This window comes from Spirosoma sp., from assembly GCF_048594605.1.
GTDB lineage: Bacteria > Bacteroidota > Bacteroidia > Cytophagales > Spirosomataceae > Spirosoma.
The window spans coordinates 43,719-68,077 of the sequence record NZ_JBMDWV010000219.1; the positions used below are offsets into that span (position 1 = coordinate 43,719).

The 24,359-nt window shown below is 47.4% G+C and carries 20 protein-coding genes; 9 read left to right on the forward strand and 11 right to left on the reverse strand.

Translation table 11 applies throughout. The features are described 5' to 3' along the window. Positions 1-12 precede the first annotated feature (12 nt). The 3 genes from ACOJS8_RS14030 to ACOJS8_RS14040 form a co-directional block, all read right to left on the reverse strand. Complete coding sequence (locus ACOJS8_RS14030; protein ID WP_420149171.1) at positions 13-1,569, reverse strand: GH3 family domain-containing protein; 1,557 nt, start codon at positions 1,567-1,569, stop codon at positions 13-15. A 46-nt stretch (positions 1,570-1,615) separates the two neighbouring features. After that, complete coding sequence (surE, locus tag ACOJS8_RS14035) at positions 1,616-2,392, reverse strand: 5'/3'-nucleotidase SurE (protein WP_420149172.1); 777 nt, start codon at positions 2,390-2,392, stop codon at positions 1,616-1,618. 364 nt (positions 2,393-2,756) lie between these two features. Continuing rightward, on the reverse strand, positions 2,757-3,737 hold the full coding sequence (locus ACOJS8_RS14040; protein WP_420149173.1) for a rhodanese-related sulfurtransferase: 981 nt from the start codon (positions 3,735-3,737) through the stop codon (positions 2,757-2,759). Between the two features lie 88 nt (positions 3,738-3,825). Here ACOJS8_RS14040 and ACOJS8_RS14045 point away from each other — a divergent pair, with 88 nt between their 5' ends. From ACOJS8_RS14045 to ACOJS8_RS14055, 3 genes are all read left to right on the forward strand, one after another. Further along, entirely contained in the window at positions 3,826-4,470 is a 645-nt protein-coding gene (locus ACOJS8_RS14045; RefSeq protein ID WP_420149174.1) for a deoxynucleoside kinase, read from the forward strand. 389 nt (positions 4,471-4,859) lie between these two features. Continuing rightward, positions 4,860-7,313 (forward strand): sialate O-acetylesterase, encoded by a 2,454-nt coding sequence (locus ACOJS8_RS14050; RefSeq protein ID WP_420149175.1) that lies wholly within the window; start codon positions 4,860-4,862, stop codon positions 7,311-7,313. Between the two features lie 33 nt (positions 7,314-7,346). Next, a complete protein-coding gene (locus tag ACOJS8_RS14055; RefSeq protein WP_420149176.1) occupies positions 7,347-7,802 on the forward strand; it encodes a RidA family protein in 456 nt (151 codons plus the stop codon). Positions 7,803-7,894: 92 nt separating this feature from the next. Here ACOJS8_RS14055 and ACOJS8_RS14060 read toward each other — a convergent pair whose 3' ends face one another. From ACOJS8_RS14060 to ACOJS8_RS14080, 5 genes are read right to left on the reverse strand one after another with little or no spacing between them, the layout of a single operon-like run. After that, the gene (locus ACOJS8_RS14060) at positions 7,895-8,476 is read right to left on the reverse strand and encodes a chemotaxis protein CheB (protein ID WP_420149177.1); all 582 of its coding nucleotides are present in this window, start codon (positions 8,474-8,476) and stop codon (positions 7,895-7,897) included. Then, the gene (locus ACOJS8_RS14065; protein ID WP_420149178.1) at positions 8,458-9,267 is read right to left on the reverse strand and encodes a CheR family methyltransferase; all 810 of its coding nucleotides are present in this window, start codon (positions 9,265-9,267) and stop codon (positions 8,458-8,460) included. Before ACOJS8_RS14065 ends, ACOJS8_RS14060 begins: the two co-directional genes overlap by 19 nt. Positions 9,268-9,321: 54 nt before the next feature. Further along, the gene (locus tag ACOJS8_RS14070; protein WP_420149179.1) at positions 9,322-9,687 is read right to left on the reverse strand and encodes a response regulator; all 366 of its coding nucleotides are present in this window, start codon (positions 9,685-9,687) and stop codon (positions 9,322-9,324) included. Positions 9,688-9,702: 15 nt separating this feature from the next. After that, positions 9,703-13,305, reverse strand: coding sequence for a response regulator (locus tag ACOJS8_RS14075; protein ID WP_420149180.1), 3,603 nt, complete (start codon positions 13,303-13,305; stop codon positions 9,703-9,705). A 21-nt stretch (positions 13,306-13,326) separates the two neighbouring features. Then, positions 13,327-14,895, reverse strand: a complete 1,569-nt coding sequence (locus tag ACOJS8_RS14080) for a response regulator (protein WP_420149181.1) — start codon at positions 14,893-14,895, stop codon at positions 13,327-13,329. Between the two features lie 396 nt (positions 14,896-15,291). On the opposite strand from ACOJS8_RS14080, the gene ACOJS8_RS14085 reads away from it, so the two are divergent. From ACOJS8_RS14085 to ACOJS8_RS14110, 6 genes are all read left to right on the forward strand, one after another. Beyond that, positions 15,292-15,732, forward strand: a complete 441-nt coding sequence (locus ACOJS8_RS14085; RefSeq protein ID WP_420149182.1) for a response regulator — start codon at positions 15,292-15,294, stop codon at positions 15,730-15,732. Positions 15,733-15,934: 202 nt separating this feature from the next. Continuing rightward, positions 15,935-16,693 carry a ferritin-like domain-containing protein gene (locus tag ACOJS8_RS14090; RefSeq protein ID WP_420149183.1) on the forward strand — a complete coding sequence of 253 codons (759 nt, stop codon included), beginning with the start codon at positions 15,935-15,937 and terminating at the stop codon, positions 16,691-16,693. A gap of 12 nt (positions 16,694-16,705) precedes the next feature. Beyond that, positions 16,706-17,515, forward strand: coding sequence for a ferritin-like domain-containing protein (locus ACOJS8_RS14095; RefSeq protein WP_420149184.1), 810 nt, complete (start codon positions 16,706-16,708; stop codon positions 17,513-17,515). Between the two features lie 171 nt (positions 17,516-17,686). Further along, on the forward strand, positions 17,687-19,294 hold the full coding sequence (locus tag ACOJS8_RS14100) for an alpha-amylase family glycosyl hydrolase (RefSeq protein WP_420149185.1): 1,608 nt from the start codon (positions 17,687-17,689) through the stop codon (positions 19,292-19,294). A 17-nt stretch (positions 19,295-19,311) separates the two neighbouring features. After that, positions 19,312-21,165, forward strand: coding sequence for a malto-oligosyltrehalose trehalohydrolase (gene treZ / locus ACOJS8_RS14105; protein WP_420149186.1), 1,854 nt, complete (start codon positions 19,312-19,314; stop codon positions 21,163-21,165). A gap of 96 nt (positions 21,166-21,261) precedes the next feature. Then, positions 21,262-22,140: a hypothetical protein gene (locus ACOJS8_RS14110; protein WP_420149187.1), complete on the forward strand. Its 879-nt coding sequence runs from the start codon at positions 21,262-21,264 to the stop codon at positions 22,138-22,140. Between the two features lie 20 nt (positions 22,141-22,160). On the opposite strand, the gene ACOJS8_RS14115 is transcribed toward ACOJS8_RS14110, so the two are convergent. The 3 genes from ACOJS8_RS14115 to ACOJS8_RS14125 all read right to left on the reverse strand — a co-directional run bounded on the left by ACOJS8_RS14115 (position 22,161) and on the right by ACOJS8_RS14125 (position 24,307). After that, positions 22,161-22,844 carry a CAP domain-containing protein gene (locus ACOJS8_RS14115; protein ID WP_420149188.1) on the reverse strand — a complete coding sequence of 228 codons (684 nt, stop codon included), beginning with the start codon at positions 22,842-22,844 and terminating at the stop codon, positions 22,161-22,163. Positions 22,845-22,924: 80 nt separating this feature from the next. Beyond that, a complete protein-coding gene (locus tag ACOJS8_RS14120; RefSeq protein WP_420149189.1) occupies positions 22,925-23,611 on the reverse strand; it encodes a DUF421 domain-containing protein in 687 nt (228 codons plus the stop codon). 6 nt (positions 23,612-23,617) lie between these two features. Continuing rightward, on the reverse strand, positions 23,618-24,307 hold the full coding sequence (locus tag ACOJS8_RS14125; protein ID WP_420149190.1) for a YetF domain-containing protein: 690 nt from the start codon (positions 24,305-24,307) through the stop codon (positions 23,618-23,620). Positions 24,308-24,359: the final 52 nt, after the last annotated feature.

A 24,359-nucleotide genomic window follows, 5' to 3' on the forward strand; every position in this document is an offset into this window, starting at 1 on the left:
CGAATGGGGATGCTACGTATTGGCGGAGTTCAATTTTAGATACCCTTCCCATTCAGTAATCAGGTTCTTTTTCAGTACACGGGGAAATTTGTGCTGACCACCCAGCTTACCTTTTGCTTTCATCCAGTCGTAGAATGTTTTGCTGGGAAGCACAGTTACCGAGACATCCTTTAGTGCGTGCCGACGTTCAACGGCGTAATCATCATTCAATTCTTTCAGTTTAGCGTCGATCCGGTTGCGGAGGTCATTTGCATCAACTTTGTCGTCGGTTCCAACATACCAATGATGGGCAAACAACGTACCATGCGAAACGCCTGCTACCGTGAACTCACGTATTGAAATTCCTAACTCCTGGGAGACCAGCTCAATCGCTTTGTTCATGTTATCGACGGAGAGGTGTTCACCGCACAGACTCAAAAAATGCTTGGTACGTCCTGTAATGACGATTTCTGCGCGTTTTTTATTCACAAACCGGATCGTATCGCCAATAAGGTAGCGCCAGGCACCAGAGCAGGTCGACAGCAGCAAGGCGTATTCTTTTCCTTCTTCTACCTGGTCAATCATCAAAGTCTGAGGCTTTTCGGTTAGCTCCCCATCGGGTGAGAAATTCTGCTCGTTGAACGGAATAAATTCGAAAAACAACCCATTGTTGAGGACCAGTTGCATGCCTTCAGCATCGGGGTGGGTCTGGTAGGCAATAAAGCCTTCGGAAGCCAGATAGGTCTCGATATACGTAATGGGGTGGGCAAGGAGCTTCTCAAAACCCGCCCGATAGGGTTCAAACGATACGCCCCCGTGTCCAAAAACCATCAGATTGGGCCAGATATCATGGATGGTTTTGACGTTATAACGAGCAATAATTTTCTCCATCAGCAACTGAATCCAGGCCGGAACGCCTACTACGTAGCCAATATCCCACTCGCCGGCTTTTTCCGTAATCTCGTCCAGTTTCACCGCCCAGTCGCGCTCCTGAGCAATTTCCCGACCGGGCTTATAAAACCGCTGAAACCAGAAGGGAATCTGACTAGCCGTAATACCGCTCAAATCACCTTCGTAATGACCTTCACGGGCGTTGAGGTTTGTACTGCCTCCCAGCATCAGAAATCCTTTTTCATAGAGCGTGGCCGGTAAATTCTGATATTTCCCCAGGGTCAGAATCTGCCGAATGCTGGTACGCTGGATAGCTTTCGACATGGCTTTCGTAACAGGAATGTATTTCGTAGCCGCTTCCGACGTACCCGAACTAAGGGCAAAATACTTTACCCGTCCGGGCCAGGTTACATTTTTTTCACCAGCCAGCGTCTGTTTCCACCAGCCGTCAAACATTTTATTATAGTCGTGGATGGGGACATACTGCTTGAACTTCTCATAAAATTCGTGGTCGGAACCAAACGTGATAGCGCGGAGTAGCTCATCGAAATGATACGTAGTGCCAAACTTGGTAAACTGCGCTTTCTGAACGAGTTTACGAAAGGCTTTACGTTGCTGACGTAGCGGATTGAATTTTCTGAGTCGAACAGCGTTTGTCAGGCGAATCCCACTTTTAAGTAAATTACCTATGAGGGCCATGATTGAGTAATAAGTGATGATTTGCCAGGAACATTCATCATTGTGTTTAAAGCTTCCAGTTTGTCAATTCGTTCATCATGCTGTAGGCCGTTAAATCGTACTGACAAGGTACTACAGATGTATAGTTATTAGCCAGCGCGTATTCGTCGGTATCTTCAGCGTGTGTGTCGAAATTCACAAAATCGCCTGCCAGCCAGAAATAACGCCGACCATGTGGGTCACGTCGTTCATCAAATACTTCCTGCCATTTGGCGTTGGCCTGTCGACAAATGCGAATTCCTTTCAGCGGTTCGGCCGAACGAGCCGGAAAATTGACGTTCAACGCTGTGCCCGGTTTAATACCGCGCTCTATTACATTACGTGCAATTGTCAGAATATGTTCGTGCGTATGAGCGAAATCGGCTTGCCGGGTAAAATCATTCAACGAAAACCCAATGGCTGGAATCCCCTCGATAGCCGCTTCAATGGCGGCCGACATTGTGCCCGAATACAAAATACTGATGGATGAATTGCTGCCGTGGTTTATTCCACTGACCACCAAATCAGGAGCACGATCTTTCAGTACGTGGTGTTTAGCCAGTTTAACGCAGTCGGCGGGCGTTCCCGAGCATTCGTAGGCAGGAATCTCACCGTAGATGTCGGACGGATAAAGACGGATTGGATTCGCAATGGTAATGGCATGACCCATACCCGACTGTGGGCTGTTCGGTGCAACAACTACGACCGTACCGAGCTGCGTCATTAATTCAACAAGGGTGCGAATACCCGGGGCTGTAATGCCATCGTCATTCGTCACTAAAATCAAAGGCTTTTGATCAGACATAAAAATAGTCGATAGTCAGAGTCGATAGTCAGCAGCCTGGTACTGTTGGCTGCCGACTATTGACTATTTTGCAATAGTACGTAAATCGGACTGAAGGTGCTGCCGAAAATTTGGGTGAGCAGTGCGACAAAAAGACAGTTTACGAAGCGGTGTTTGGTCTTCTGCCAATAGTTAATAAAACGTTTGTTAAGCTTTACCAGAGCCACAAACAGCTTTCCTTGACCGGTCGGCAAATATAATTCTACAAAGAGAGCATATTGGCACAAAAGGTAGTACGCCAGGCTCCCGCCAGATAAACACGTACTGCATCTACCGGCTTCAACTAACACGTAGTGCTATCAAATCAATAACTGGATGACGCTCGCTATTCGCCAGTGAGATTAATTTCCAGACGCTGCCCTTTCCGGCTTTTAAATCCTTGAACAGGTGAATAACTAAACGTCTGCTTACCGTAATAACCTGTCCCGTCATACTCACGAAGGTTAGGGTCATTCTTGCAATCGTCGGTGCAGGTTCCCAGATGCTCAAGCCCGCAGGCTTCGCACATAGTGAAGTGATTGTTACAGGCTGGACTCGCACAGTTCACCATTCGGCTGGTGGGCGTACCGCAGCGGTAGCAGGTTGAAATAATGGCTGGATTGACGTGATTGACAGGTACAGTTACGCGGTTGTCGAATACGTAGCACTCGCCATCGAAATCTTCACCACCGGCTTCTATTCCATATTTGATAATACCGCCGTGAAGCTGATAAACGTTCTCAAAGCCCCGCGCCAGCAGATAAGCTGATGCTTTTTCGCACTTGATCCCACCTGTACAATACGTAACGATTTTCTTGCCAGAACCTTTCAGATGCTCAATTTCAGCAATATGATCGGGTAGCTCGCGCAGGTTTTCCATATCGAACGTAATGGCGCCTTTAAACTTGCCCACTTCGTGTTCGTAATTGGAACGCATATCCACGAGCACTACGTCGGGATCATTCTTGAGCTGACGAAATTCTTCCGGCTCAAGGTGAATGCCCGTTTGTCGGAGTGGATCGACGGGGAGTTCGGAGTGAACAATTTCGGCTTTTACCCGTACGTGTAGTTTCTGAAACGCGTGCTCATCGGCTTCGTCGATTTTAAATTCAATACCAGCAAAGCGTGGGTCAGCGTAAAGAGCATTCATATACGCTTCGCAGTCGGCAGCCAAACCCGAAACGGTACCGTTCAGGCCTTCAGGGGCGACGATGATACGTCCGAGCAGATTCAGACGGAGGCACAGCAGATGGTGTTCCTCACGGTACTGCTCAGGGTTCTCGATGGGTGAATAAATGTAGTATAAAAGAACGCGATACGGTTTCATAATACAAAATTAATCCAAAACAGTCATTAGTCGATAGTCGTTAGTCAAACGTAGCGACTACAATTCATTAACGACTACCGATCAAGAAATGCACATTGCTATTACGGGAAATATTGGCGCTGGTAAAACGACATTAGCCGAAAAGCTGGCCGATTACTATGGTTGGGAGGTTCTCTATGAAGCCGTTGAAGATAATCCCTATCTGGCTGATTTCTACGAAGACATGCCGCGCTGGTCGTTCAACCTGCAAATTTATTTTCTGAATAGCCGCTTCATTCAGATGAAGCGGATCATTGATAGCCAGCAACTGAATCTGGAAAAAGGAATTCCGGTACGTACGATGGTGCAGGATCGGACGATTTATGAAGATGCCGCCATATTTGCCCGTAATCTGTATCAGCGTGGCGATATGGCTGAGCGTGACTATCTAACGTATCGTCAGGTGTTTGAGAATATGATGAGTCTGGTTCGGCCGCCTGACCTGATGATCTATCTGCGGGCCGATTTGCCCAAGCTCCGGAAGCAAATCCAGAAGCGCGGCCGGTCGTTTGAACGTTCCATTAGCGACGATTACCTGAACAGCCTCAATCAACTCTACGAGGATTTTATAACTGATTACCAGTTAGGACCACTGGTGATTGTGGATGTTAATCAACTGGACTACGCTAATCGTTCCGCTGATTTCGACGAAGTAGTGCAGCAAATTAATCCCCGGTTAGTAGCCGTAAAGTAGTCAGGAAATGACTATGTCTTAACGAACAGGTTATACGTAAGTCTTTGAATCAAGGCTTTCGCACGGCCGCTTACCGCCTGACAGCCAGATATCACAAGATATATAATTGTTCTAGTTTTTATATTAATATTAATGTATTTTTATATGATAATTATTATAGTGATTACATAAGATACTCAACCGTAAAATTTATTAATAATAGCGTAGTAAAATAAATATTTATGTTAGTTATGGTTTTCATATTTATGCATATGTATAGATGGCGTTGGAGTGAATTTACTAATTAGATTGATAATATGAGTAGACGTTTCCTTCAACGAATACACCTGTTATCCAATTGGTTGATCCATTATTATACCCAGGATTCTACCAGAATAATTAGCGTATTTGTGTTAGCGTCTGGGTTACTTTATTCGCATGATTTACTAGCACAACTTAAAATTACGGCTCCTGTAAGTCGCCAGATTGTACAACGAGATAATAACAATCAGGCAACTGTGCAGATCGCTGGTAGCTATGGACAGCCGCTGGATGCGATTGAAGTGCGGGTGGTGGCTCGTGCAGCCGGACAGGGCGTTACTACCGACTGGACTACGTTACAGTCCAATCCTTCTAACGGTCAGTTTAATGGCACAATGATTGTGAAAGGTGGATGGTACACTATTCAAGTGCGAGGACGTAGTGGTGGTGCCATTGTTGCCTCTGATGAACTTGACCGGTTTGGCGTAGGAGAAGTGTTTGCCATAATGGGCCATTCAAACGCGCAGGGGTCTGGGTGTACGATTGGCGGAACGGATCAATGCACCACCATTGAAGGAGCCACAGACGATCGGGTAAATGTGGTGGCCGTCGATCAGAATAGCGCTTTATTTCGGCGATATACAAGTACAGGTGATACTAAATTTTTACCTGGTCTGATGTTTAGCCAGCTAACGACCACGAGCGGAATAGCTCCTTTTGCTAAAATGCCGTGGTTGTGGAGCAGAATGGGTGATAAGCTAGTTGGACGAATTAATGTGCCGGTATTACTATATAATGCCGGTTTTGGAGGGTCGAATATGCAGCAAACCTACTGGGCTGCCTATGATATTCCTTTTTCGCATTCTTTCATCCGATATACTATCCGTATGCCTTATGCTAACGTCCGTAATCTAATGAACCTTTACGTTCCGACAACAGGCTTGCGGGCCATACTTGTTCAACACGGAGAAAACGATCGGGACAATCCTGCTGACTCAACGTATAAATACTACCGGAAGGTTATTGAAAAAACAAGAACTGAATTTAATAAGCCTGCTCTGGCGCATATTATTGCTTTGTCGTCGTATGTGGGTGGCCGCTTTGAAAACGTACGGTCGGCTCAGTTAAGCGTAGTGAACTCCACTCCTCAGACCTTTCTGGGGCCCGATCTGGATACCAATACGGATCGGCCGGACGGCATCCATTTCTCTCAAACAGGTCAGCGGAAAGCAGGAGAGTTATGGGCCAACGCCATTACAGATACGTATCTGGCAACGATCAACCCTTATTTGGCTCAGCCACAACCTTTGGCAACGATTAGCTGTGCCACTGATAATCAGCTAAACATTAGTCAGCCGGCCGGCTATCAATATCTGAGAGGGACCGATACGACTTATTCGACCAACAATACAATAACGGTAGGCGCAGGAACGTATTTGGCCCGGATAAAAGATGCGCAAAACAAGATTTTATTTACACCAGCGGTTGTCGTTCCTGCTTCTGTTAGACCAGCAGCACCAACGATCAGTACGGCTAACGGAACCACGGCTATATGCCAGAGTACGGGCCTGACACTTACATCCTCGTATTCTGGGTCAAATAACTGGAATACGGGCAGCACTGCACCATCTATTGTTGCAACAACCCCAGGAGTTTATACAGTGCAGGCTAAAAATGCCGTTTATGGCTGTTTATCTCCCCCGGCTAGTCTGAGCATCGGTCTGGCCGATTCAGATTTGAGTTTATCGATTCAGCCAAGTCGTAAAGTTGTTGCATTGAATGACACGGTAACTTATAAGATTACGGTAAAAAATAATGGAGGGTGCGATGCAGGGCAAATAACCTATGAAAACCGGTTACCTCCGAACGTAGCAGTGGTATCTGTAGATGAAGGACTACGCGTACTAAATGGGGATAGCTCTGGAAATAAACGTATTTATAACATAATCGATAGAATTCCCGCTAATCAATCGATCAGTGCTGAATACGTTGCTCGCATAAACGCTGAAGGCACATACATAAGTGCCGCGGAATTGATAACAATAACGAATCCTCAGCCGAAGGCCATTCCTGGTAATGGTACGGGAAATGGCGAGGCCGACGAAGCTCAATCGGACTTACGAACAATGGGGGCTTCTGATGCTTTATACCGTTCCCCTAACCCCCTTCAGCAACCCTTACCACCAGTTCAGTCGAACCAGCCTGCTCCTGAGGCTAACAAAATTGACCTTAGTTTGAGTATGAGCACCCTTAATCGGGTGGTACTGGTTGGAAACACAACTAAAATTACACTTACAATCACAAACAGGGGCGCGTTAGCTGCAACAAACATTGGTATTTTTAATTTATTACCGGAAGGCCTGCAGTTTGTGGAATCACTAGCCATGGATGCGAATGGAAATCTGGTTAATGCCAGAATTGCGCAAATTCCGGCCGGGCAATCAGTTAATTTGGTATTTACGGCACGTGTCCTCAGTAAAGGGGTGTTGACCAATAAAGCGCAAATCTATGAAGCGGCTCAACCTGATTCCGATTCAACACCTGATAACGGCTATACGAATGGCGAAGACGATGAGGCTATTATCGATCTGAGAGGAATTTAGTAAGGTTCAGCAATTTTTAGTGAAAAATAAGCTATGAAAACGTTACTTATATGGTTAAGCTGGGTGCTGCTGACTTCTTGTGGTAAGGCGCAGGATAAGGATACTCCAACCCCAATATTACCATCGGGCTACCTCTATAAAGTGGAGCCCGGTATTCCGGGAAAAGCAACTTACGTATGTGGAGAACGGCCTTTCAATTCGAAAGGGGAGCTTGTGGCAGTCGGCGATTTGGATGGTCAGACAAAGCAAGTGTTTGATAACATCAAAACGTCGCTGGCCACGGTCAATATGACGCTTAAAGACGTGGTTCAGATTAAGTATTTGGTAAGAGGTACATATACAAACGTCAGTGCCGATACAGTACAACGTCTCAATAAGGTTAGTGCAGCGTATTTTTCGACACCACCTCAACTCATTGATATGAAAAGTATTGCTAAGATCGTACGCGACGATGTATTAATTGAGATTGAAGTGATTGCTTCAAACTAACAGCAAATGCCTCGACTCAGATTAAACAAAGCTTCCTGCCAGCAAACAGAAGATTTTGTTTCTATGTCGATTGGTCAAAGTGAAGCCTAAGATTAACGTAGTGAATTGATGTAATCACTCATTTCCTGTACATTAAATACATAATCGATCGATGCATAAAGAATAGCCTGTTGCGGCATAAAGGATACCTGAGCCGTGTCGGGATGCTGAACAACCGTAGTGCCGCTCATTTTTTTGATAGCGCGCAGGCCGTTCGTTCCGTCAGTATTGGCACCCGACAGTAATATACCCGTTAAAGCAGGTCCGTATACATCCGCAGCCGACTCAAACGTTACGTCGATCGATGGGCGGCTATAGTTGACCTTTTCTGAGTCGTCAAGCGAAAAAGTACCATCCTGTTCGATCAGTACGTGGTAGTCGGCAGGAGCCAGGTAAATATTTCCTGATTCAACCGGGTCTTTGTCGTCTATTTCCTTGAGCGGAATCTTTGTTTTAATCGAAAGCAGATCCGCCAGTGCCGAATCGGAGGTGTTTTTACGATGTAAAACAAGAACCAGGGCAAACGGTAAAGGCGCCTGCAAGGCCGGTAACAGCTTCATCAGGACGTCAATACTTCCCGTAGAACCACCAATTAGAACCACTTTATCGTGCTTGATCACCCCACTTTTCGCCATATTTTTTCGCCGTCAAGTTGTTTGAATTGGGATTGGATGCTGGAGAATTTCAGCGTTTCCTTCGATCCTAAAGCCAGGTAGCTAAGCGTTCCTAAACTGTCGTTGAACAGGGTCAGTACGCGTTCCTGAAGCGGTTTATCGAAGTAAATCAGTACGTTGCGGCAAAGGATCAAATCGAACTCATTGAAGGAACGATCCGATACCAGGTTATGGGTTGAGAAAACCATTTTCTCCGCCAGGTCTTCATTAAATTTTACGAAGCCATACTGTGCTGTGTAGTACGTTGAGAAATCGTTTGTCCCGCCCGAAAGGATATAGTTTTCAGAATATTGCTTCATTGGAGCCATCGCAAAAATACCTTTGCGGGCCGCTTCCAGTACTTCAGGATTCAAATCGGTGGCGTACAAAATCGATTTATGCAGCAGATTGGTTTCTTTGAGCAGAATCGCCATCGAAAACACTTCTTCGCCCGTTGAGCAACCCGCGTGCCAGATACGAATAAATGGCTTCGCCGATAACGTAGTGAGTACATCCGTTCGAAGCGTTTTGTAAAACTGAGGATCGCGAAACATCTCAGTAACGTTTACGGTCAATTCCTCCACAAATCGCTTTATGTAGCTCGGATCTGATTTAACCCGGTAACGTAGTTCGGCAAAACTCGGGAATTTGTCCAGCGACCACAGCCGATTGATACGTCGCTTCAGCGACGCCCGGGCGTAATGCGTAAAATCGTATCCGTAAATCTCCAGCAGATCATTCAGCAAAAGATCAAGCTCACTCTCCTCAATCATAATAGGGTCGTCGTCGTCAGTTGAGAGTCATAGTACAATTGACTGATTGACGACTTAAATTGTTGATAATAAGTGCAATAGCCGATCGACGTCAATAGGCTTGGCAATGTAATCCGTTGCTCCGGCTCGCAGGCATTTCTCCCGATCGCCAACCATTGCTTGGGCTGTAACGGAAAAAATGGGCGTCTCGCGTCGGTTATCTAAATTTTTGATACGTGGAATGGCTTCATAACCGTCCATGTCGGGCATCATCATGTCGATCAGAATGACGTCGATCACTTCCTCTGTTTTAAGAATAGTCAGGGCTTCCAGAGCGCTCAGGCAGGATCGGCACTCAAATCCCTTACTTTGTAAGGTTGCCTTCAGCGCAAAAATATTCCTGGTGTCGTCGTCAATAATCAGGACTCGTTTTTTGAGCATGGTGTTTAACAGGGTTTATGATCGATCGTACAGCCAGACACGTAGTAAGGAAATAAGCTGGTCAATATCAACCGGTTTGGTGATGTAATCCGATGCGCCCGCCTGAATGCATTTTTCCCGGTCGCCGGTCATTGCTTTGGCCGTAACGGCAATTACCGGTAGGTTTTTCCACTGATAATGCTCCCGAATCTTACGGGCCGTCTCGTAGCCATCCATGTGCGGCATCATCATGTCCAGCAGAACAACATCTACATTCGGGGTTTCGGTCAGCTTTTGCAGAGCCTCTTTCCCGTCAAGAGCGGCTATTACGGTCATGTTATATTGCTCCAGCGCTTTCGACAGAGAGAAAATGTTCCGTACGTCATCGTCAGCGACCAGCACGGTTTTATGCTCAAGGACCTGCGTTAGCGCGCCCAGTTTTTTGGATGTTCCATTGGTGCCATTGGCCTGTTTATTCTCCTCAACCAGATGCAGAAACAGCGATACTTCGTCGAGCATCCGCTGATAGGAGTGAGCCGTTTTGACGATAATCGAATCGGCGTACTTTTTGATACGTAGCTCCTCCGCCATCGACAGGCTTTTGCCGGTGAAAATGATAATTGGCAGATTCTCTAGTCCCTCATTTTCCTTGACTTCTTCCAGGGTTTTGTACGCGTTACTATCCGGAACGCCCATGTCCAGAATCACACAGTCGACTTCTTTACGTTTTAAGGCATCGATGCCTTCTGTTACGTTGCTTTTAAGTTCCGACGTAATGTTAAAGGTTTCCAGGAAGTAAGCCAGGGCTTTGGCATGTTTCGGATTATCTTCAATAATCAGTACTTTCTTATCATCCCGATTCAGGACGTACTCAATTTTTTTGAAAACCTCCTGCATTTGCTCAAAGGCCATCGGCTTATCCACAAAATCAATCGCACCTTTCATCAGACTTTCGTACCGGAGCTTATGCGACGACATAATGTGCACTGGAATCGGGCGCGTCTGCGGGTTCGCTTTCAGTGCATCCATGACTTCCCATCCACTCATAACGGGCAGTTGAATATCCAGCAGGATACCCGTGGGCTTATAAACAGCTGCCAGCCGCAGTCCCTCGTCGCCCCGAACTGCCACAATGCCTTTGTACCCCTTCTGGCGAGCGTAGTCCAGCAGCGATTTAGCGAAATTCGTATCATCTTCCACGATCAGAATAATTTTATCCTCTTCGGTGAGGGAGTTACGATCATCGGGAATGGCTTCCGGAATCGTGCTGCTGATGTATTTATCGGGGACGGCAGCCGCTACAACCGGTAACTGAGGCTGGCTAACCGGAACAACCACTTTTTCTTCGGGAACAATCGAAGCTGAGCCGGAAACAGGGATGTCTACTGTAAATTCACTGCCCTCGTTGACTGTACTGGTTAAGGTAATCGTGCCGCCCAGTAGTTTAGCCAGCTCACGGCTGATGGACAGACCCAGACCTGTTCCGCCGTATTTACGTTTGGTTGATCCGTCGGCCTGTTGGAAAGCCTCAAATACCAGTGGTTGTTTTTCGGGCGGAATCCCGATTCCCGTATCCTTGACAACAAAATTGAGTCTGTCCGCCTGAGTAGGGTGTTTTTTGATGGTTAACGTAACACTACCGGTAGCGGTGAATTTGATGGCATTGGAGAGTAAATTTTTCAGAATTTGTCCCAGCCGCATTTTATCAGTTTCAAAAACAGACGCTACGTCCGACTCGGTTATGATGGAAAAAGCCAGTCCTTTTTCCTGGGCCAGTAAACCAAAGAGGGCCTGAAGTTCATCCGTTACGTCGCTGAGGTGGACATCCTGATAATCCAGCTTCATCTGTCCGGCCTCAATTTTAGACAGATCCAAAATTTCGTCAATCAGCCCCAGCAGTCCATTACCCGACGATTGAATGACTTTCGCGTATTCGACCTGATCGTCGTTCAGGTTTTCGTCTGTGTTTTCAGCGAGCAGTCGACTCAACAATAAAATGGAATTGAGTGGTGTCCGCAGCTCATGCGACATATTGGCCAGAAACTCTGATTTATAACGGGTTGCCAGTTCCAGCTCGTCGGCCTTTTTTTGAATTTCATCATTTTTCTCCTCCAGCAATAGGCCGCGTTCTTCGAGCTCAGTATTCGTTTGCTGAAGCTCTTCCTGCTGAACCCTGAGTTCCTCCTCCGATGCCTGTAGTTTCTGCGCCTGCATTTCCAGCTCGGCATTCAGGTTTTCCAGTTCATTATGCTGCGCCTGTAACTCTTCCGACTGTGCCTGGGTTTCTTCCAGAAGGTTCTGCAACCGGATGTAATCCATTGCTGAATTGATGGAAATGGCCATTGGCTCAAGGTTGCGCTTAACAAAATCGATGGTGAGAGCGTCTGGTTTCTGCAAAAAACCTAACTCAATGGCGCCCAGGCAGACGTCTCTGTAGAGAAGGGGAGCAATCATCACCGAGGTTGGGCGTGTGTCACCTAACGAAGAACTTATCCGGCTGTAGTCGGATGGCAACTGATCGACAACGATGATTTTCTTCCTTTCAATTGCCTGACCAACCAATCCTTCGCCTGTACCCACTGAAATAGGTGCCTGCTGAGCGGCATACGCGCCGGATAGTTTGTAGCCCAACTCCTTATCCGCCAGATAAATGGTTCCCAAAGGAGCTGTTACGTAGTCGGCAACGGTATCAATCAGACGGTTGGCCAGTCGTGTTAAATCCCGTTCATCACGTATTGTATCGCTGACTTTAACCGTACCTGTTTGCAGCCAGTTTTGATTGTTCAAGTCTTTAAAGGTCTGCTCAAGTGAGGCTACCATCTGGTTCAGAGCCCTTGCGATACGTCCCAGATCATCATCGCCCGTATCCTCACTACGTTTGGCATAGTCACCATCGGCAATTTCCTGGGTAATATCTTCCAGGGCGGCAATTCGCCTGTTGGTTTCAACGTATCGTTCTTCCGATTTTCGCTGTCGGGCGATCCGATCATCCATATCCTGTTTGATACGAATGTAAGTGAACGCGGTAATCAGCATTGAGATGAACGCGGCAATAACCAGCAGAAAGGGTGTATACGTAATATAGATTTGCTGCTGCTCAATCCGGGTTTGAAGCAGTTTGTTTTCCTCCGTTTTCAGGTTGTTGATCACCAGCCGAAGTTCATCCATAATCTTTTTGCCCCGTATCATTTCCCGATGCCGCTCAATGGTGTCCCGGACAAAGGCTCGGTTCCGTTTGGTGATGGTGATGATCCGGTCCATCTGGGCAAACTTGGCTTCATACAAAGTTTTGGCCTCATCAAGCTTTTTCTCCTGCGTTGGGTTATCAGCGATTAGCTCACGAAGCCGATAATAACTGGCCCTTACTTTCTCATAACTGCCATTGAAAGGTTGCAAAAAGAGCGGGTCTAACGTAACGAGATACCCACGCTGACCCGTTTCGGCATCCTTCACGTAAGACATAATATTCTCCGACTCGATCAATACCTGATTGGTGTGATTGACCAGCTGCGAATTGCTGATCAGCTTCTGAATGCTGTAAAATGAAGCAGTCAGGCTGACAAGTAGTAAAACTGTCGAAATGGAGAAGACAATCTGCAACTGCCGGATAACGGAATTCGACGTTAAAGTATGGGGCATACGTAGTGAGTTAGTACCTGACTAACTGGCTTGTTTTACAGGTAAAACGATAATAAAACGAGCCCCTTCATCGATACGACTTTGGGCTGTGATGAGGCCATTATGCTTATCAATGTTTTTCCGGGCAATGGCCAGCCCAATGCCTGTGCCCTCGTAACTGCTTCGGTTGTGAAGTCGCTGGAAAAGAATGAAAATGCGGTCCAGAAATTTTTCATCAAATCCTATTCCGTTGTCCTGAATCACAATCCGGCAGAACGGGCCATCGGCAGCGGGTGTACCGTCGATGTCTTTTTTGTCGATACGATCGGCCTGAATGCTAATGATTGGCGGGATGTTTTCTTTGGCAAACTTGAGGGCATTGCTGATCAGATTCTGAAAAACCTGGCGGATTCGGCTGGGCATTGTATCAATGACCGGCAATTGGTCGATCTGAACAACTGCACCTTTCAGACTGATCGTATCATCGAAGTCCAGCAATAGTTCACGGAGCATTGCGTTCAGATCCGTTGGCTGAAAAGGCTCTAAACTTGATAGCCTCGAATACATCAGCAAATCATTGATCATGGCCGACATCCGGGCCGACGACCGAATCGAGCGTTCGAGGTAAGATACCGCTTCGGGATTGTTGCTGAGGTACTTCTCTTTTATCGTATCGTTGAGTAGCTGTATTTTTCGAAGCGGTTCTTTCAGGTCGTGCGATACAACCCAGGTAAACTGCTGTAGCTCATGATTGGTACGTTCCAGTTCTGTGTTTTTGGTCAGGAGCTCGTTTGTCCGCAGTTCAACCTGTTGCTCCAGAAGTTCGGCCACCTGTTTTTGCGAATGGATATCGGTGAAGGTTCCGACCCAGCGCACCAACACGTCCTGCTGCACAATCGGGAGTATACGTAGCAGATGATACCGATAAGCGCCCGTGTGTAGTTCTTTCAGACGCATTTCCCGCGTGTATTCAATCCCATGGTTGAGAGCGGTTTTCCATTCAACACAGGCTGCATCATCGGTGTCCGTTTCCTGAAAATTGGAAGAAATGGTAGCGTATCGATACCAGTGTTGATTAACGTATTCAAGTTTGACGTCGGGCGTTATGGTGAATGCCATCTGGGGCAACGACGCCAGTACGGTTTGTAGTCCCTGTACCCGCAGGGCCAATTCTTCCTGCGCCTGCTTCCGAGTGTCAATTTCCTTACGTAGTGCGTCCTGCGTGGCTCGTAGCTCCTGCTGTTGCTCATACAGCTTTTGCAGCATTTTAACTTTCAGAACCAGAATGTCCGGATCAACGGGCTTGGTCAGGTAGTCGGTGCCACCGGAGGTATAGCCTTTGGTAATGAACTTCTTTTCGGTGTTAACCGCCGACAGGAAAATAATGGACGTATCGCGGGCCTTGCTGAAACCGGCAATGGCATTGGCTACTTCAAAGCCATCCATTCCCGGCATCTGTACGTCCAGAATAATGACGGAGTAGGAGGTATTGAGAACTTTTTTCAGCGCTTCCTCGCCCGATTCCGCCGTGTCAACGGAAAAACGATGCAGTTCGAGAATCTTCTTTAACGGAAGAATATTTTCCCGCCTGTCATCAACAATAAGAATCATGAACAGCTATTGGTTAAAAACGTCGAGACTAAACGTCAGGAAGTAAGGCTTTGCTTCTCGTATCAAAACGTAGCGAACAGACTTGCTGAGTATTCTGGTCGTGAAGATAAACCAGGAAGGTAAGTGCATCCAAATGGGTTGATCCGTACGTTCCTAAATCAAGTCACAAAGTCAGTATTTGTCGATACTATTCGAAAATAAGTTGAAAAAATAACGTTATTTTTAACCCGTCCCTGACTAACTGGATAACGTGAGTCACAAATAAGTAGAAGTCGGTAACAAGTCGATATTGAAATCATTTTTGACACCCTCAGCTATACAAACAATCCGTAGAAAGTTTATTTTCGTATCAAAGAATAATAGCATCAGCCAAAAGCAGCTGCCACCGTACACCAAATGCAGAAGACATTTAATGTGCTCGTCGTTGACGATGATGAAGATGATCAGTACCTCATTAAACTTGCCTTTCAGAAAGATTCCATTCAGTACAACCTTCAATTTGCCACAGATGGAAGTGACGTACTGGAAAATATCGAAAGCCCACAATTTCTGCCCGACCTGATTTTATTAGACCTGAATATGCCTGTTATTAATGGGTTCGAGGTAATAAAGCATCTTAAAGAATCACCTATATATCGACACATACCTGTTGTCGTTCTGACTACTTCGACTAGCGAAGCAGATATTAACCGGGCTTATGAACTGGGAGTCAACACGTTTGTTACCAAACCCGCCAATCATCAGGATTTAATTAATCTGGCGGAGCAGATTCGTCTCTACTGGTTTACGCTGGCCAAAATTCCGACCCGGCGGACGAATCATACAAAGGGTGCGTAGCGAAGGATTAACCACGTACTGCTGAATCAGTCTGTCGCAGGATGTATAAGTTACTGCTACGTTCCTGTTTGGGTAATTTGCCGGGCAAAAGAAAACCGGACCACTACCTTACAATTTGATTATTAATCAAGCAAACACCTTATAGATTCCATTTTAAGGATTAGTCTACTAAACAGACTTCTATTGTCAAAAAATCCTTATTATGGAACAACTCAACGAATCACAGTCCACAAAGAGTGCTCCCAGTGTGCCGGCGATTCCCTCGGTCGAGCGACGGATGTTTATGCGCCAGCTAGGTTTGTTATCGGCCTCAACAGCCGCGCTTCTGGCTTCCTGTACACGCGAAATGCCTGATATGGTCGTTGGCCCCAAAAGCGGACGTTCGCGGATGGGCGCAACCATTTTGCCTGATGGAACCATCGATCTGGGGTCGGGCGACATTGGTATTTCAAATCTGGCTTACACGCTGGATCAGCTCGAAGTTGCCTTCTATGCCACAGCGCTTGAAAAAGGGTATGGTCTGAATCAGCAGGATCGGAAGATCGTTGCTGAACTGCACGATCATGAAATCGTTCACCGCGAATTTTTTAAAGCCTTTTTAGGCAGCAATGCCATTCCAATGCTGGAGTTCGATTTCAGCGGAGTTGCCTTTGCCGACCGCAATTCGGTATTCGATGCGGCTCAGCAGTTTGAAAACGTAGGCGTTGCGGCCTTTAACGGAACGGGGCCACTGATTGAAGATCTGGAAGTGCTCAAAATAGCGGGTAAGATGGTGTCGATCGAAGCGCGTCATGCTACGTTGGCCCGTTACATGCTCCAGCCTAAATCCTACTTCTCGCTCAGCCATGAACTGATCGATCCGCAAGGACGTGACTGGGCGCTGACACCCGAAGAGGTAGTGATGAAAGCTCAGAAATTCATCAAACAAAAAATCAGTGTAGCCAATCTTCCAAAATACTAACTCTGCCTTCGTATGAACCTGTTTAACATATTTTCCGATATTGAAAAGAAAGACGCTGAAGCGTACGAACGAGTAGAGTTTACGCGCCGGAAGTTGCTGAAAACAACGGCTTTCGCGGCTGTTGGTACGGCCGGGTTGCTGACTACAACGCTGAACAAAGCGTATGCGGCCGACAGCGACGTAGTGGACGTATTGAACTTTGCGCTGCTGCTCGAATACCTGGAAGCTGAGTTTTACGCCAAAGGTCTTGAAAAAGGTGGCCTGATTCCGGAAAGTGACCGGATGGTGTTTATGAAAATTGGCGAGCACGAAAAGCAGCACGTCGAATTCCTGAAATCAGCGCTGGGTAGTGCGGCCATTTCAAAACCCGGTTTCGACTTTACAGCGGGTGGCAAATTTCCAACGGTATTTTCTGATTATTCAACCTTCCTGGTTCTCTCTCAGGCATTCGAAGACTTAGGTGTTCGGGCTTATAAAGGCCAGGCGCCCCGGCTGAAAGGAAATAAAGATGTACTGCTGTCGGCCCTGAAAATTCACTCGGTCGAAGCGCGTCATGCGGCCGATGTTCGCCTGATTCGTGGACTACGTGTCTGGACGTCGGAGCAGGAAACAGGTGGCGCTCCCGCAGCGGTTTATGAAGGTGAAAATCTGCTGTACCAGCACGATGCTATCGATTTGATTTCGCTGGTGACGCCTAAGATTGTACAGCGGGAAAGCAACCCTGAAATGATGGCGGAAAAAATCGTTCGCGAGTCGTTTGATGAACCATTGACCAAAGAGAAAGTACTGGCTATTGCCAGCCCATTTGTGGTAACAGCCTAAGTGTGTAACCGAAGCGATGTATCAGAACGTACTACGTGTAGTTCGATACATCGCTTCTTCTTTTTAATGCATGTTGACTCGTTAAGCTGGCAAGATCAATAACATAACGTACATACGGCGGTTGAGTCAAAGACATTGGATAATCGATTAAGGCAGATCTACTACAAAGCAATGACTCAACGCGAAACGAAGCATGTATGGTGGCAGGAAGGAATCATTTATCAAATTTACCCCCGATCGTATCAGGACAGCAACGGCGATGGCATCGGCGATTTGCAGGGGGTTATAAACCGACTTGATTATTTACAGAAGCTTGGCATTACGGCTGTCTGGCTCTCGCCCATTTATCCATCGCCAATGGCTGATTTTGGGTACGATATTTCGGATTATCAGGGAATTCACCCGCTGTTTGGCTCCCTGGCTGATTTTGATCAACTCGTATCTGAAGTTCATAATCGCGGAATGAAACTGATTCTGGATCTGGTTCCCAACCATACGTCCGATCAGCATCCGTGGTTTCTTGAGTCCCGCTCCTCGCGCGATAATCCAAAGCGGGACTGGTATCTCTGGGAGGATGGCCTTCCCGACGGTGACGTTCCCAACAACTGGCTTAGTGTGTTTGGCGGTCCTGCCTGGGAGTGGGACGAAACGACAGGCCAGTATTATTACCATGCTTTTCTGAAAGAACAACCCGACCTGAACTGGCGAAACCCGGAGGTTCAGGAGGCTATGCTGAACGTCATGCGGTTTTGGCTGGATAAGGGCGTTGACGGATTTCGGGTAGACGTCATGTGGCACATGATCAAGGATAAATCCCTGCGCGACAATCCGTCCAATCCGAACTATCAGCCGCATATGGCTACGTACGATCAGCTACTGCCTGTGTATTCAACCGATCAGCCAGAGGTCCATGATATTGTTCTGCAGATGCGGCACGTACTGGATGGCTACGACGAACGGCTACTCATTGGAGAAATTTATCTGCCTATTCATCAACTGGTTGCATACTACGGTATCGACGGGAAAGGCGCTCATCTGCCGTTCAATTTTCAGCTATTGCTATTGCCGTGGGACGCTCGCCAGATTGCCACAGCTATTGACCAGTACGAAGGCGTATTGCCCGCAGGTGGCTGGCCAAACTGGGTGCTTGGCAACCACGATCAGCCTCGAATCGGTAGTCGGGTAGGGAAGGAGCAGGCTCGTGTGGCCGCGCTGCTACTGCTGACGCTACGTGGTACACCAACCATTTATTATGGAGAAGAAATTGGTATGCGCGATGTACCGATTCCGTTCGACGAAGTGCAGGACCCGCAAGGCCTGAACATGCCGGATAAAAACCTCAGCCGTGATCCTGCCCGCACGCCCATGCAGTGGAGCAAGGATAAACATGCCGGATTTACCGAAGGAAAGCCCTGGCTCCGGCTAGCCCGCGATTTTTCCCGCGAGAACGTAGCGCGCCAGCAGGATGATACGTATTCGATGCTTTCGTTTTACAAACGCCTGATCGCTCTACGGCAGCAGGAACCCGCCTTGATGGTTGGCAATTACGTGCCGGTTTACGCAGATACACAGATCCTTGCGTACATCCGGCAGTTGGAAGGTCATCCCCGTTTCCTCATTCTGTTAAACTTAAGCCATCGACCCGGCTATTTTAAAGCAAAAGACCGTTCGCTGCTGGGCGTGGTCGAAATTGCTACGTCGCCGGAATGGGAAGGTACCGAGGTAAACGATACCATTAGCCTGGGTGGAGATGACGGCATACTGGTGCGATTGAATTGATTAGCTAACGAAACCAAATGAAGACGATTGGTGCAAACTATATCGAAAAAAATCGCTGTGTATTTACCATTTGGGCTCCCGAAAAAAAGAACGTAACGCTACGTATCGTATCGCCAGATAAGCGAGAAGTGGGGATGACGCCGATTGAATGGGGCTATTTTCAGGTTGAGCTGGACAATGTAGCGCCGGGCACACGCTACATATTCAAACTGGACGATGGAAATGAATATCCGGACCCCGCATCGCATTTTCAGCCCGAAGGCGTACATGGTCCTTCGGAAGTTGTTGACCAGTCGGCATATCGCTGGCGCGACCAGAACTGGCGGGGCTTATCCTTTCGGGATTTAATTTTCTACCAGCTTCATGTTGGCACGTTTACACCGACTGGTACGTTTGAGGCCATTATTCCGCGCCTGGATGCGCTGGTAAAACTTGGTATTAACGCCCTGCAACTGCTGCCGATCAGTCAGTTTCCCGGTGAGCGAAATTGGGGATACGATGGCGTTTATCCGTATTCGGTACAGTATTCGTATGGTGGTCCCAACGGCCTGAAAAAATTGGTTGATGCCTGTCACCGTCGCGGTATAGCGGTTTTTCTGGACGTAGTGTATAACCACCTCGGTCCTGAAGGCAACTACTTTAGTCAGTATGGTCCCTACTTTACTGATAAGTACCAGACTCCCTGGGGCAATGCGCTGAATTTTGACCGCGAATGGTCGGACGGTGTACGTGATTTTTTTGCAGAGAACGTAGTATTCTGGTTTGAACAGTACCATGTCGACGGCCTCCGGTTCGATGCCATCCATGAAATATTTGATCGGAGTGCCATTTCGATCTGGAAGTTGATTCATCAGAACGTGAAGCATCTGGAGCAGCGACTAGGGCGTTCGCTGTATCTGGTTGCCGAGACGGATCTGAACAGTCCCGACGTAGTGAAAATACCAGAGTTGGGTGGCTATGGTTTTGACGCCCAGTGGCTCGACGATTTTCACCATGCCTTTCATGTACAGATCAATAAAGCCGGGAAAGAAAAATACACCGATTTTTGCCGAATGGAACAACTTGCCAAAGCATACACTGATGGGTTTGTTTCCAGTGGCGAATACGTAGCGTTTCGCCAGCGAAAATATGGCGCATCATCGGCAGGTATTTCCGGTGATCGGTTCGTTGTTTTTAACCTCAACCACGATCAGATTGGGAATCAGTCGGGCCGGGAGCGACTGTCGCTGCTGGTGGATTTCGACCGGCAAAAAGTTGCCGCTGCCGCCATTCTGTTGTCGCCTTACGTTCCGCTACTCTTTATGGGAGAAGAATATGCCGATGAAGCGCCATTTTTTTATTTCATCAGTCATTCCGACCCAAAGCTGATCAAGCTGGTGCAGGAGGGCCATAAGAACGACTTTGCCGAGTTTGCGGGTGGATCCGAGCTGCCCGATCCTATTGAGGAAGCGACGTTCAGGCAGTCGAAACTTCAATGGAGCACCCGGAGCCGGGGAAAACACCAGACGATGCTACGTTGGTATCAGACCCTGATTGAGATACGACGTTCGCTACCTGCCTTACAAAATGTCAGTAAGAACGATCTGCGGGTTACGGTGCTGGGGCAGGCCGGGTTTGTGATGCACCGCCAGACTGTAGACGGTCAGCAACAATTACTGTGTCTGTTCAACCTTTCCGACGAAACTGTTACGTACGCACTGCCGGTTTGGGTCGATGTCTGGAATAAACTACTCGATTCGAAAGAAGCAAACTGGCGGGAGTCCGGTGCATCGGAGAAGGAGTTATTACCAGTCCAGGTGAGCACGGGTCAGACGCTTCATCTTCCACCCTGTAGTGTTACGTTGTATAGTGGGAGAATAGCCACAAATTAATTAAACAAACGCTTTAATTAAGACTCAGAAGAGCTAAGGTTCCACTACGTTAAACCGGGCATTGAATTGCCAATCTGCACTGTTATTTTTGGGTGTATGACACGAGGACAACTCATTACGTTTTTGTTGGGCAACGTACTGCTGCTTGCGTGTCAGTCTGGTAAGACCCGCCAAATCGATCAGTTTCACACAATTAATTACACCGATGTTGGTAAGCGGATGGAGCAGGTGCAGCCCCCTTATGTTATTGACGTAGCAAATGGCTCTAAACGATTAGTTTTCATTGGCTGCACTCATGTGCGGGATTCGACGCATAAACAGTTTACGGTTATTCAGCAGTACTTCTCCCAACTGAAACCGCAGGTTGCGTTTAATGAAGGCGGTCAAATGAACAAAAGTCTGCGTTATCCACGTGTAAACAAAGCCATATTGGACGCGGGCGAAACAGGGTGCCTGAAATACTTAAGTGATCAGGCAGGTATTCGTTTAGTAAATGGTGACACACCGGACAGTCTCGAATTTGCTTTGACGCTCAAGCGGTATCCTAAAGAGGAATTGTATTTATACTACGTGATGGAGCGGATTGTGATTCCTTATCTGAGTATGGGTAGTCAGCAGGAATCGTTCGAGTCATACTTTAATGAGGTCATTACGTCGTTTGTTCAGGACGGTTTTCCGTTAACCTCCAATGAACAATCGTTATCCTATTTTAAAGAACTGTATCAGAAATACGTAAAACGGCCTTTCGTACTACGTCTGAATGAAGATGTCGAAAAGTTCGATTACGTAAATGGGGGCGATTGCCACTTCTGTCTTATTGGCCGCGTGTCGAAAATGACCAGAGATAGCATTCTGTTGACGAAACTGGATCAGGCGCTCGATCACTACGACCGGATTATCGTTACGTTCGGACATGGGCATGCCCTTGCCGTTGAACCCGCTTTAAAACAAATTATCGCTAAAAAAAGAAACTAATTCTGGATTGGTATTACAGATCAATCTGCCTGAGAAACCAGACGCTGCGTTCCAAAATTCTGGACAACTCGTCCGGATGGCGCCCGACGTTCCTGAAAGGGGCGGGCCGACAATCGGGCGGCACAACCGACATGCGTGTACAGCGGATTGAGTAAATTGGCCCTGTGGTGCGGGGAGTTGAGCCATTGCACGACCGCGTATCGGGCATAACTCGCATAGGTGTACGGTTTATAAACCTGCTTATTCTCCAGATCGACGTATTCGTACTGACGACGACGGGAGCTAAAGCGCACTCCAAACCGGTCGGGGGTATCAATTGTCTGATATTGGCCAACATTTTCACCGATCGAACTGAAGCGGTTCGTTTGTTTCTGAACGCGCTTGAGTAGCGTCAGGCTGGCCAGGTTGTACAGGTCTTCGTGCGCCGTGTAATCGTGCTGAACCATTGATTCTGCATGACCCTGAGCGGCCTGGTGCAACGCCCGATCATACTGGAGAATGGGCAGGCCCGCTTGCCGCCTTGCCTCGTTCGTTGCCTGAAACAGGGCTATATCCAGCAAAAATATATCGGGTTTATCCAGGTTCATGATCTGCTGAGCATCAGGTTGAGCAAAAAATACTGCATCGCTCACCAAATAATCCTGCGGTGGATTTGCTAACCCCGCCAGCCACTGACCTATCTGAAACACAATCCACCAGCTCATTCTGTACTTTGCCTTTTCGACTCAAGTGAAGAAGCAAAATAGCAATAAATCCGGATTTTTCCCAGTAATAAGTTAACTCTTTATTTAAGCGCAGGTATCCATTGGTTACGTCCGCAGGTAGGGCAGGCCTGTGTCTGATCAGCTTTGGGCTGCAGCGTGCCACAGTGGTAACAAACGTACTGATCGGGCGCTTTTTCCTGCCGGTTTACGAAGTCGGTATCCCACTCCGGCAGTACCGAAAGTCCCGGCTTAGGCTTCGACTCTTCTATTAATGTGAATGCACCATTGGCTTCCATATACAGCCGCTTGACGTGTCCCAGATGAATCAGGCCACTTGACCGAAGCTGAGCAAATAATAATTCGCGGGTTATCCGGGCCTCCTTCATGGCATCCAACTGCATGACTGCATCTTCAATGAGCGCGCTGTTATCACCCTGCGAAATTGCTTCAAAACGCTGATTTTTGGCAGTCCAGTACGAAACAATTCGTTGTGTCAATACAACCACTGCAGCAATGATATAAGCAGGTAATAAGCCTCGGTTAGCATCCAGAATAGGTACACCAATGGCTGCAGCCATCGAAATCATCGCGGCCATTTCGTTCCGGCTCAATTGGGAAGCCATACGTCGGCCCATCAACCGCATGGATAGAACCAGCAGTAAGTAAATAGCTGCCGCCCGAATCAGAATTTCGACGTAGAAAATGCCGGGTACTTCGCCAAACAGAATCCGTTGCCAGTCGTATAAATGGATGTCTTCCTTTTTCATAGCTATTTATAATACTGCGTCGGCCCAGTCATTAGCCTGGCAAATGGGGCAATTGGTTGGTTTAGGCTTCCCTGAAACGATGTTGCCGCAATTCGTACACGCAAGTAATTTTTCGTCGGGGTGCTGGTGAATGGATTGGACATCTTTATCTGATGGAGGCAGTACTGACAAGCCGGGTTTTTCGGCTTCATCCTGATAAATACTGAACATGCCGTACGCTTCCAGGTACAGACGTTTTACTTTCCCCAGGTTATATACGTTTTCGCTACGTAACGCAGCAAAGATCTGTTGGTGCGACAGCCGGTTTTTGGCCATCTCATCCAGTTGAATAATTCCGTCTTTAACTAGAACGGTTTCCGTACCCTGGATGATCTTTTCAGCTTTGCTGCTTTTGAAGCCGATAAAGTTGGTGCCTCTTAGAAAAGTCCAAGCACAAACTAACGCGAGTGCGCCCGACAGCAGACCCCGGTCGGGTAGTTGCATAGCAGGTGAAACAATGGCCCCCATGGTCAGCATAACTGCCAGTTCCAGATTTGTAAGCTGGCCATTCATGCGCTTTCCTAAAAGCCGCATAATTACCAGCAAGGCTACGTAAATCAGGGTAGTACGAATGAACACTTCCAGTAAAAATTCGCCCGGTGCATCCCCAATCAAAATTCGCTGCCAGTCGCCTAAATTAATCTCATCCTTACTCATGCGCACCTAACTTTTCAATGTATGCAAATGATTGGCGATACGTAGTATTTCC

What these genes read in the sequence shown, in the direction of transcription:
- ACOJS8_RS14125 (WP_420149190.1), bottom strand. Translation starts at nt 24,307, where the DNA reads ATGAGTAAGGATGAGATTAATTTAGGCGACTGGCAGCGAATTTTGATT.
- ACOJS8_RS14095 (WP_420149184.1), top strand. Translation starts at nt 16,706, where the DNA reads ATGAACCTGTTTAACATATTTTCCGATATTGAAAAGAAAGACGCTGAA.
- ACOJS8_RS14055 (WP_420149176.1), top strand. Translation starts at nt 7,347, where the DNA reads ATGAAAACGTTACTTATATGGTTAAGCTGGGTGCTGCTGACTTCTTGT.
- ACOJS8_RS14045 (WP_420149174.1), top strand. Translation starts at nt 3,826, where the DNA reads ATGCACATTGCTATTACGGGAAATATTGGCGCTGGTAAAACGACATTA.
- ACOJS8_RS14030 (WP_420149171.1), bottom strand. Translation starts at nt 1,569, where the DNA reads ATGGCCCTCATAGGTAATTTACTTAAAAGTGGGATTCGCCTGACAAAC.
- ACOJS8_RS14070 (WP_420149179.1), bottom strand. Translation starts at nt 9,687, where the DNA reads ATGCTCAAAAAACGAGTCCTGATTATTGACGACGACACCAGGAATATT.
- ACOJS8_RS14080 (WP_420149181.1), bottom strand. Translation starts at nt 14,895, where the DNA reads ATGATTCTTATTGTTGATGACAGGCGGGAAAATATTCTTCCGTTAAAG.
- ACOJS8_RS14075 (WP_420149180.1), bottom strand. Translation starts at nt 13,305, where the DNA reads ATGCCCCATACTTTAACGTCGAATTCCGTTATCCGGCAGTTGCAGATT.
- ACOJS8_RS14120 (WP_420149189.1), bottom strand. Translation starts at nt 23,611, where the DNA reads ATGAAAAAGGAAGACATCCATTTATACGACTGGCAACGGATTCTGTTT.
- ACOJS8_RS14065 (WP_420149178.1), bottom strand. Translation starts at nt 9,267, where the DNA reads ATGATTGAGGAGAGTGAGCTTGATCTTTTGCTGAATGATCTGCTGGAG.
- ACOJS8_RS14100 (WP_420149185.1), top strand. Translation starts at nt 17,687, where the DNA reads ATGACTCAACGCGAAACGAAGCATGTATGGTGGCAGGAAGGAATCATT.
- ACOJS8_RS14060 (WP_420149177.1), bottom strand. Translation starts at nt 8,476, where the DNA reads ATGGCGAAAAGTGGGGTGATCAAGCACGATAAAGTGGTTCTAATTGGT.
- ACOJS8_RS14115 (WP_420149188.1), bottom strand. Translation starts at nt 22,844, where the DNA reads ATGAGCTGGTGGATTGTGTTTCAGATAGGTCAGTGGCTGGCGGGGTTA.
- surE (WP_420149172.1), bottom strand. Translation starts at nt 2,392, where the DNA reads ATGTCTGATCAAAAGCCTTTGATTTTAGTGACGAATGACGATGGCATT.
- ACOJS8_RS14040 (WP_420149173.1), bottom strand. Translation starts at nt 3,737, where the DNA reads ATGAAACCGTATCGCGTTCTTTTATACTACATTTATTCACCCATCGAG.
- ACOJS8_RS14110 (WP_420149187.1), top strand. Translation starts at nt 21,262, where the DNA reads ATGACACGAGGACAACTCATTACGTTTTTGTTGGGCAACGTACTGCTG.
- treZ (WP_420149186.1), top strand. Translation starts at nt 19,312, where the DNA reads ATGAAGACGATTGGTGCAAACTATATCGAAAAAAATCGCTGTGTATTT.
- ACOJS8_RS14085 (WP_420149182.1), top strand. Translation starts at nt 15,292, where the DNA reads ATGCAGAAGACATTTAATGTGCTCGTCGTTGACGATGATGAAGATGAT.
- ACOJS8_RS14090 (WP_420149183.1), top strand. Translation starts at nt 15,935, where the DNA reads ATGGAACAACTCAACGAATCACAGTCCACAAAGAGTGCTCCCAGTGTG.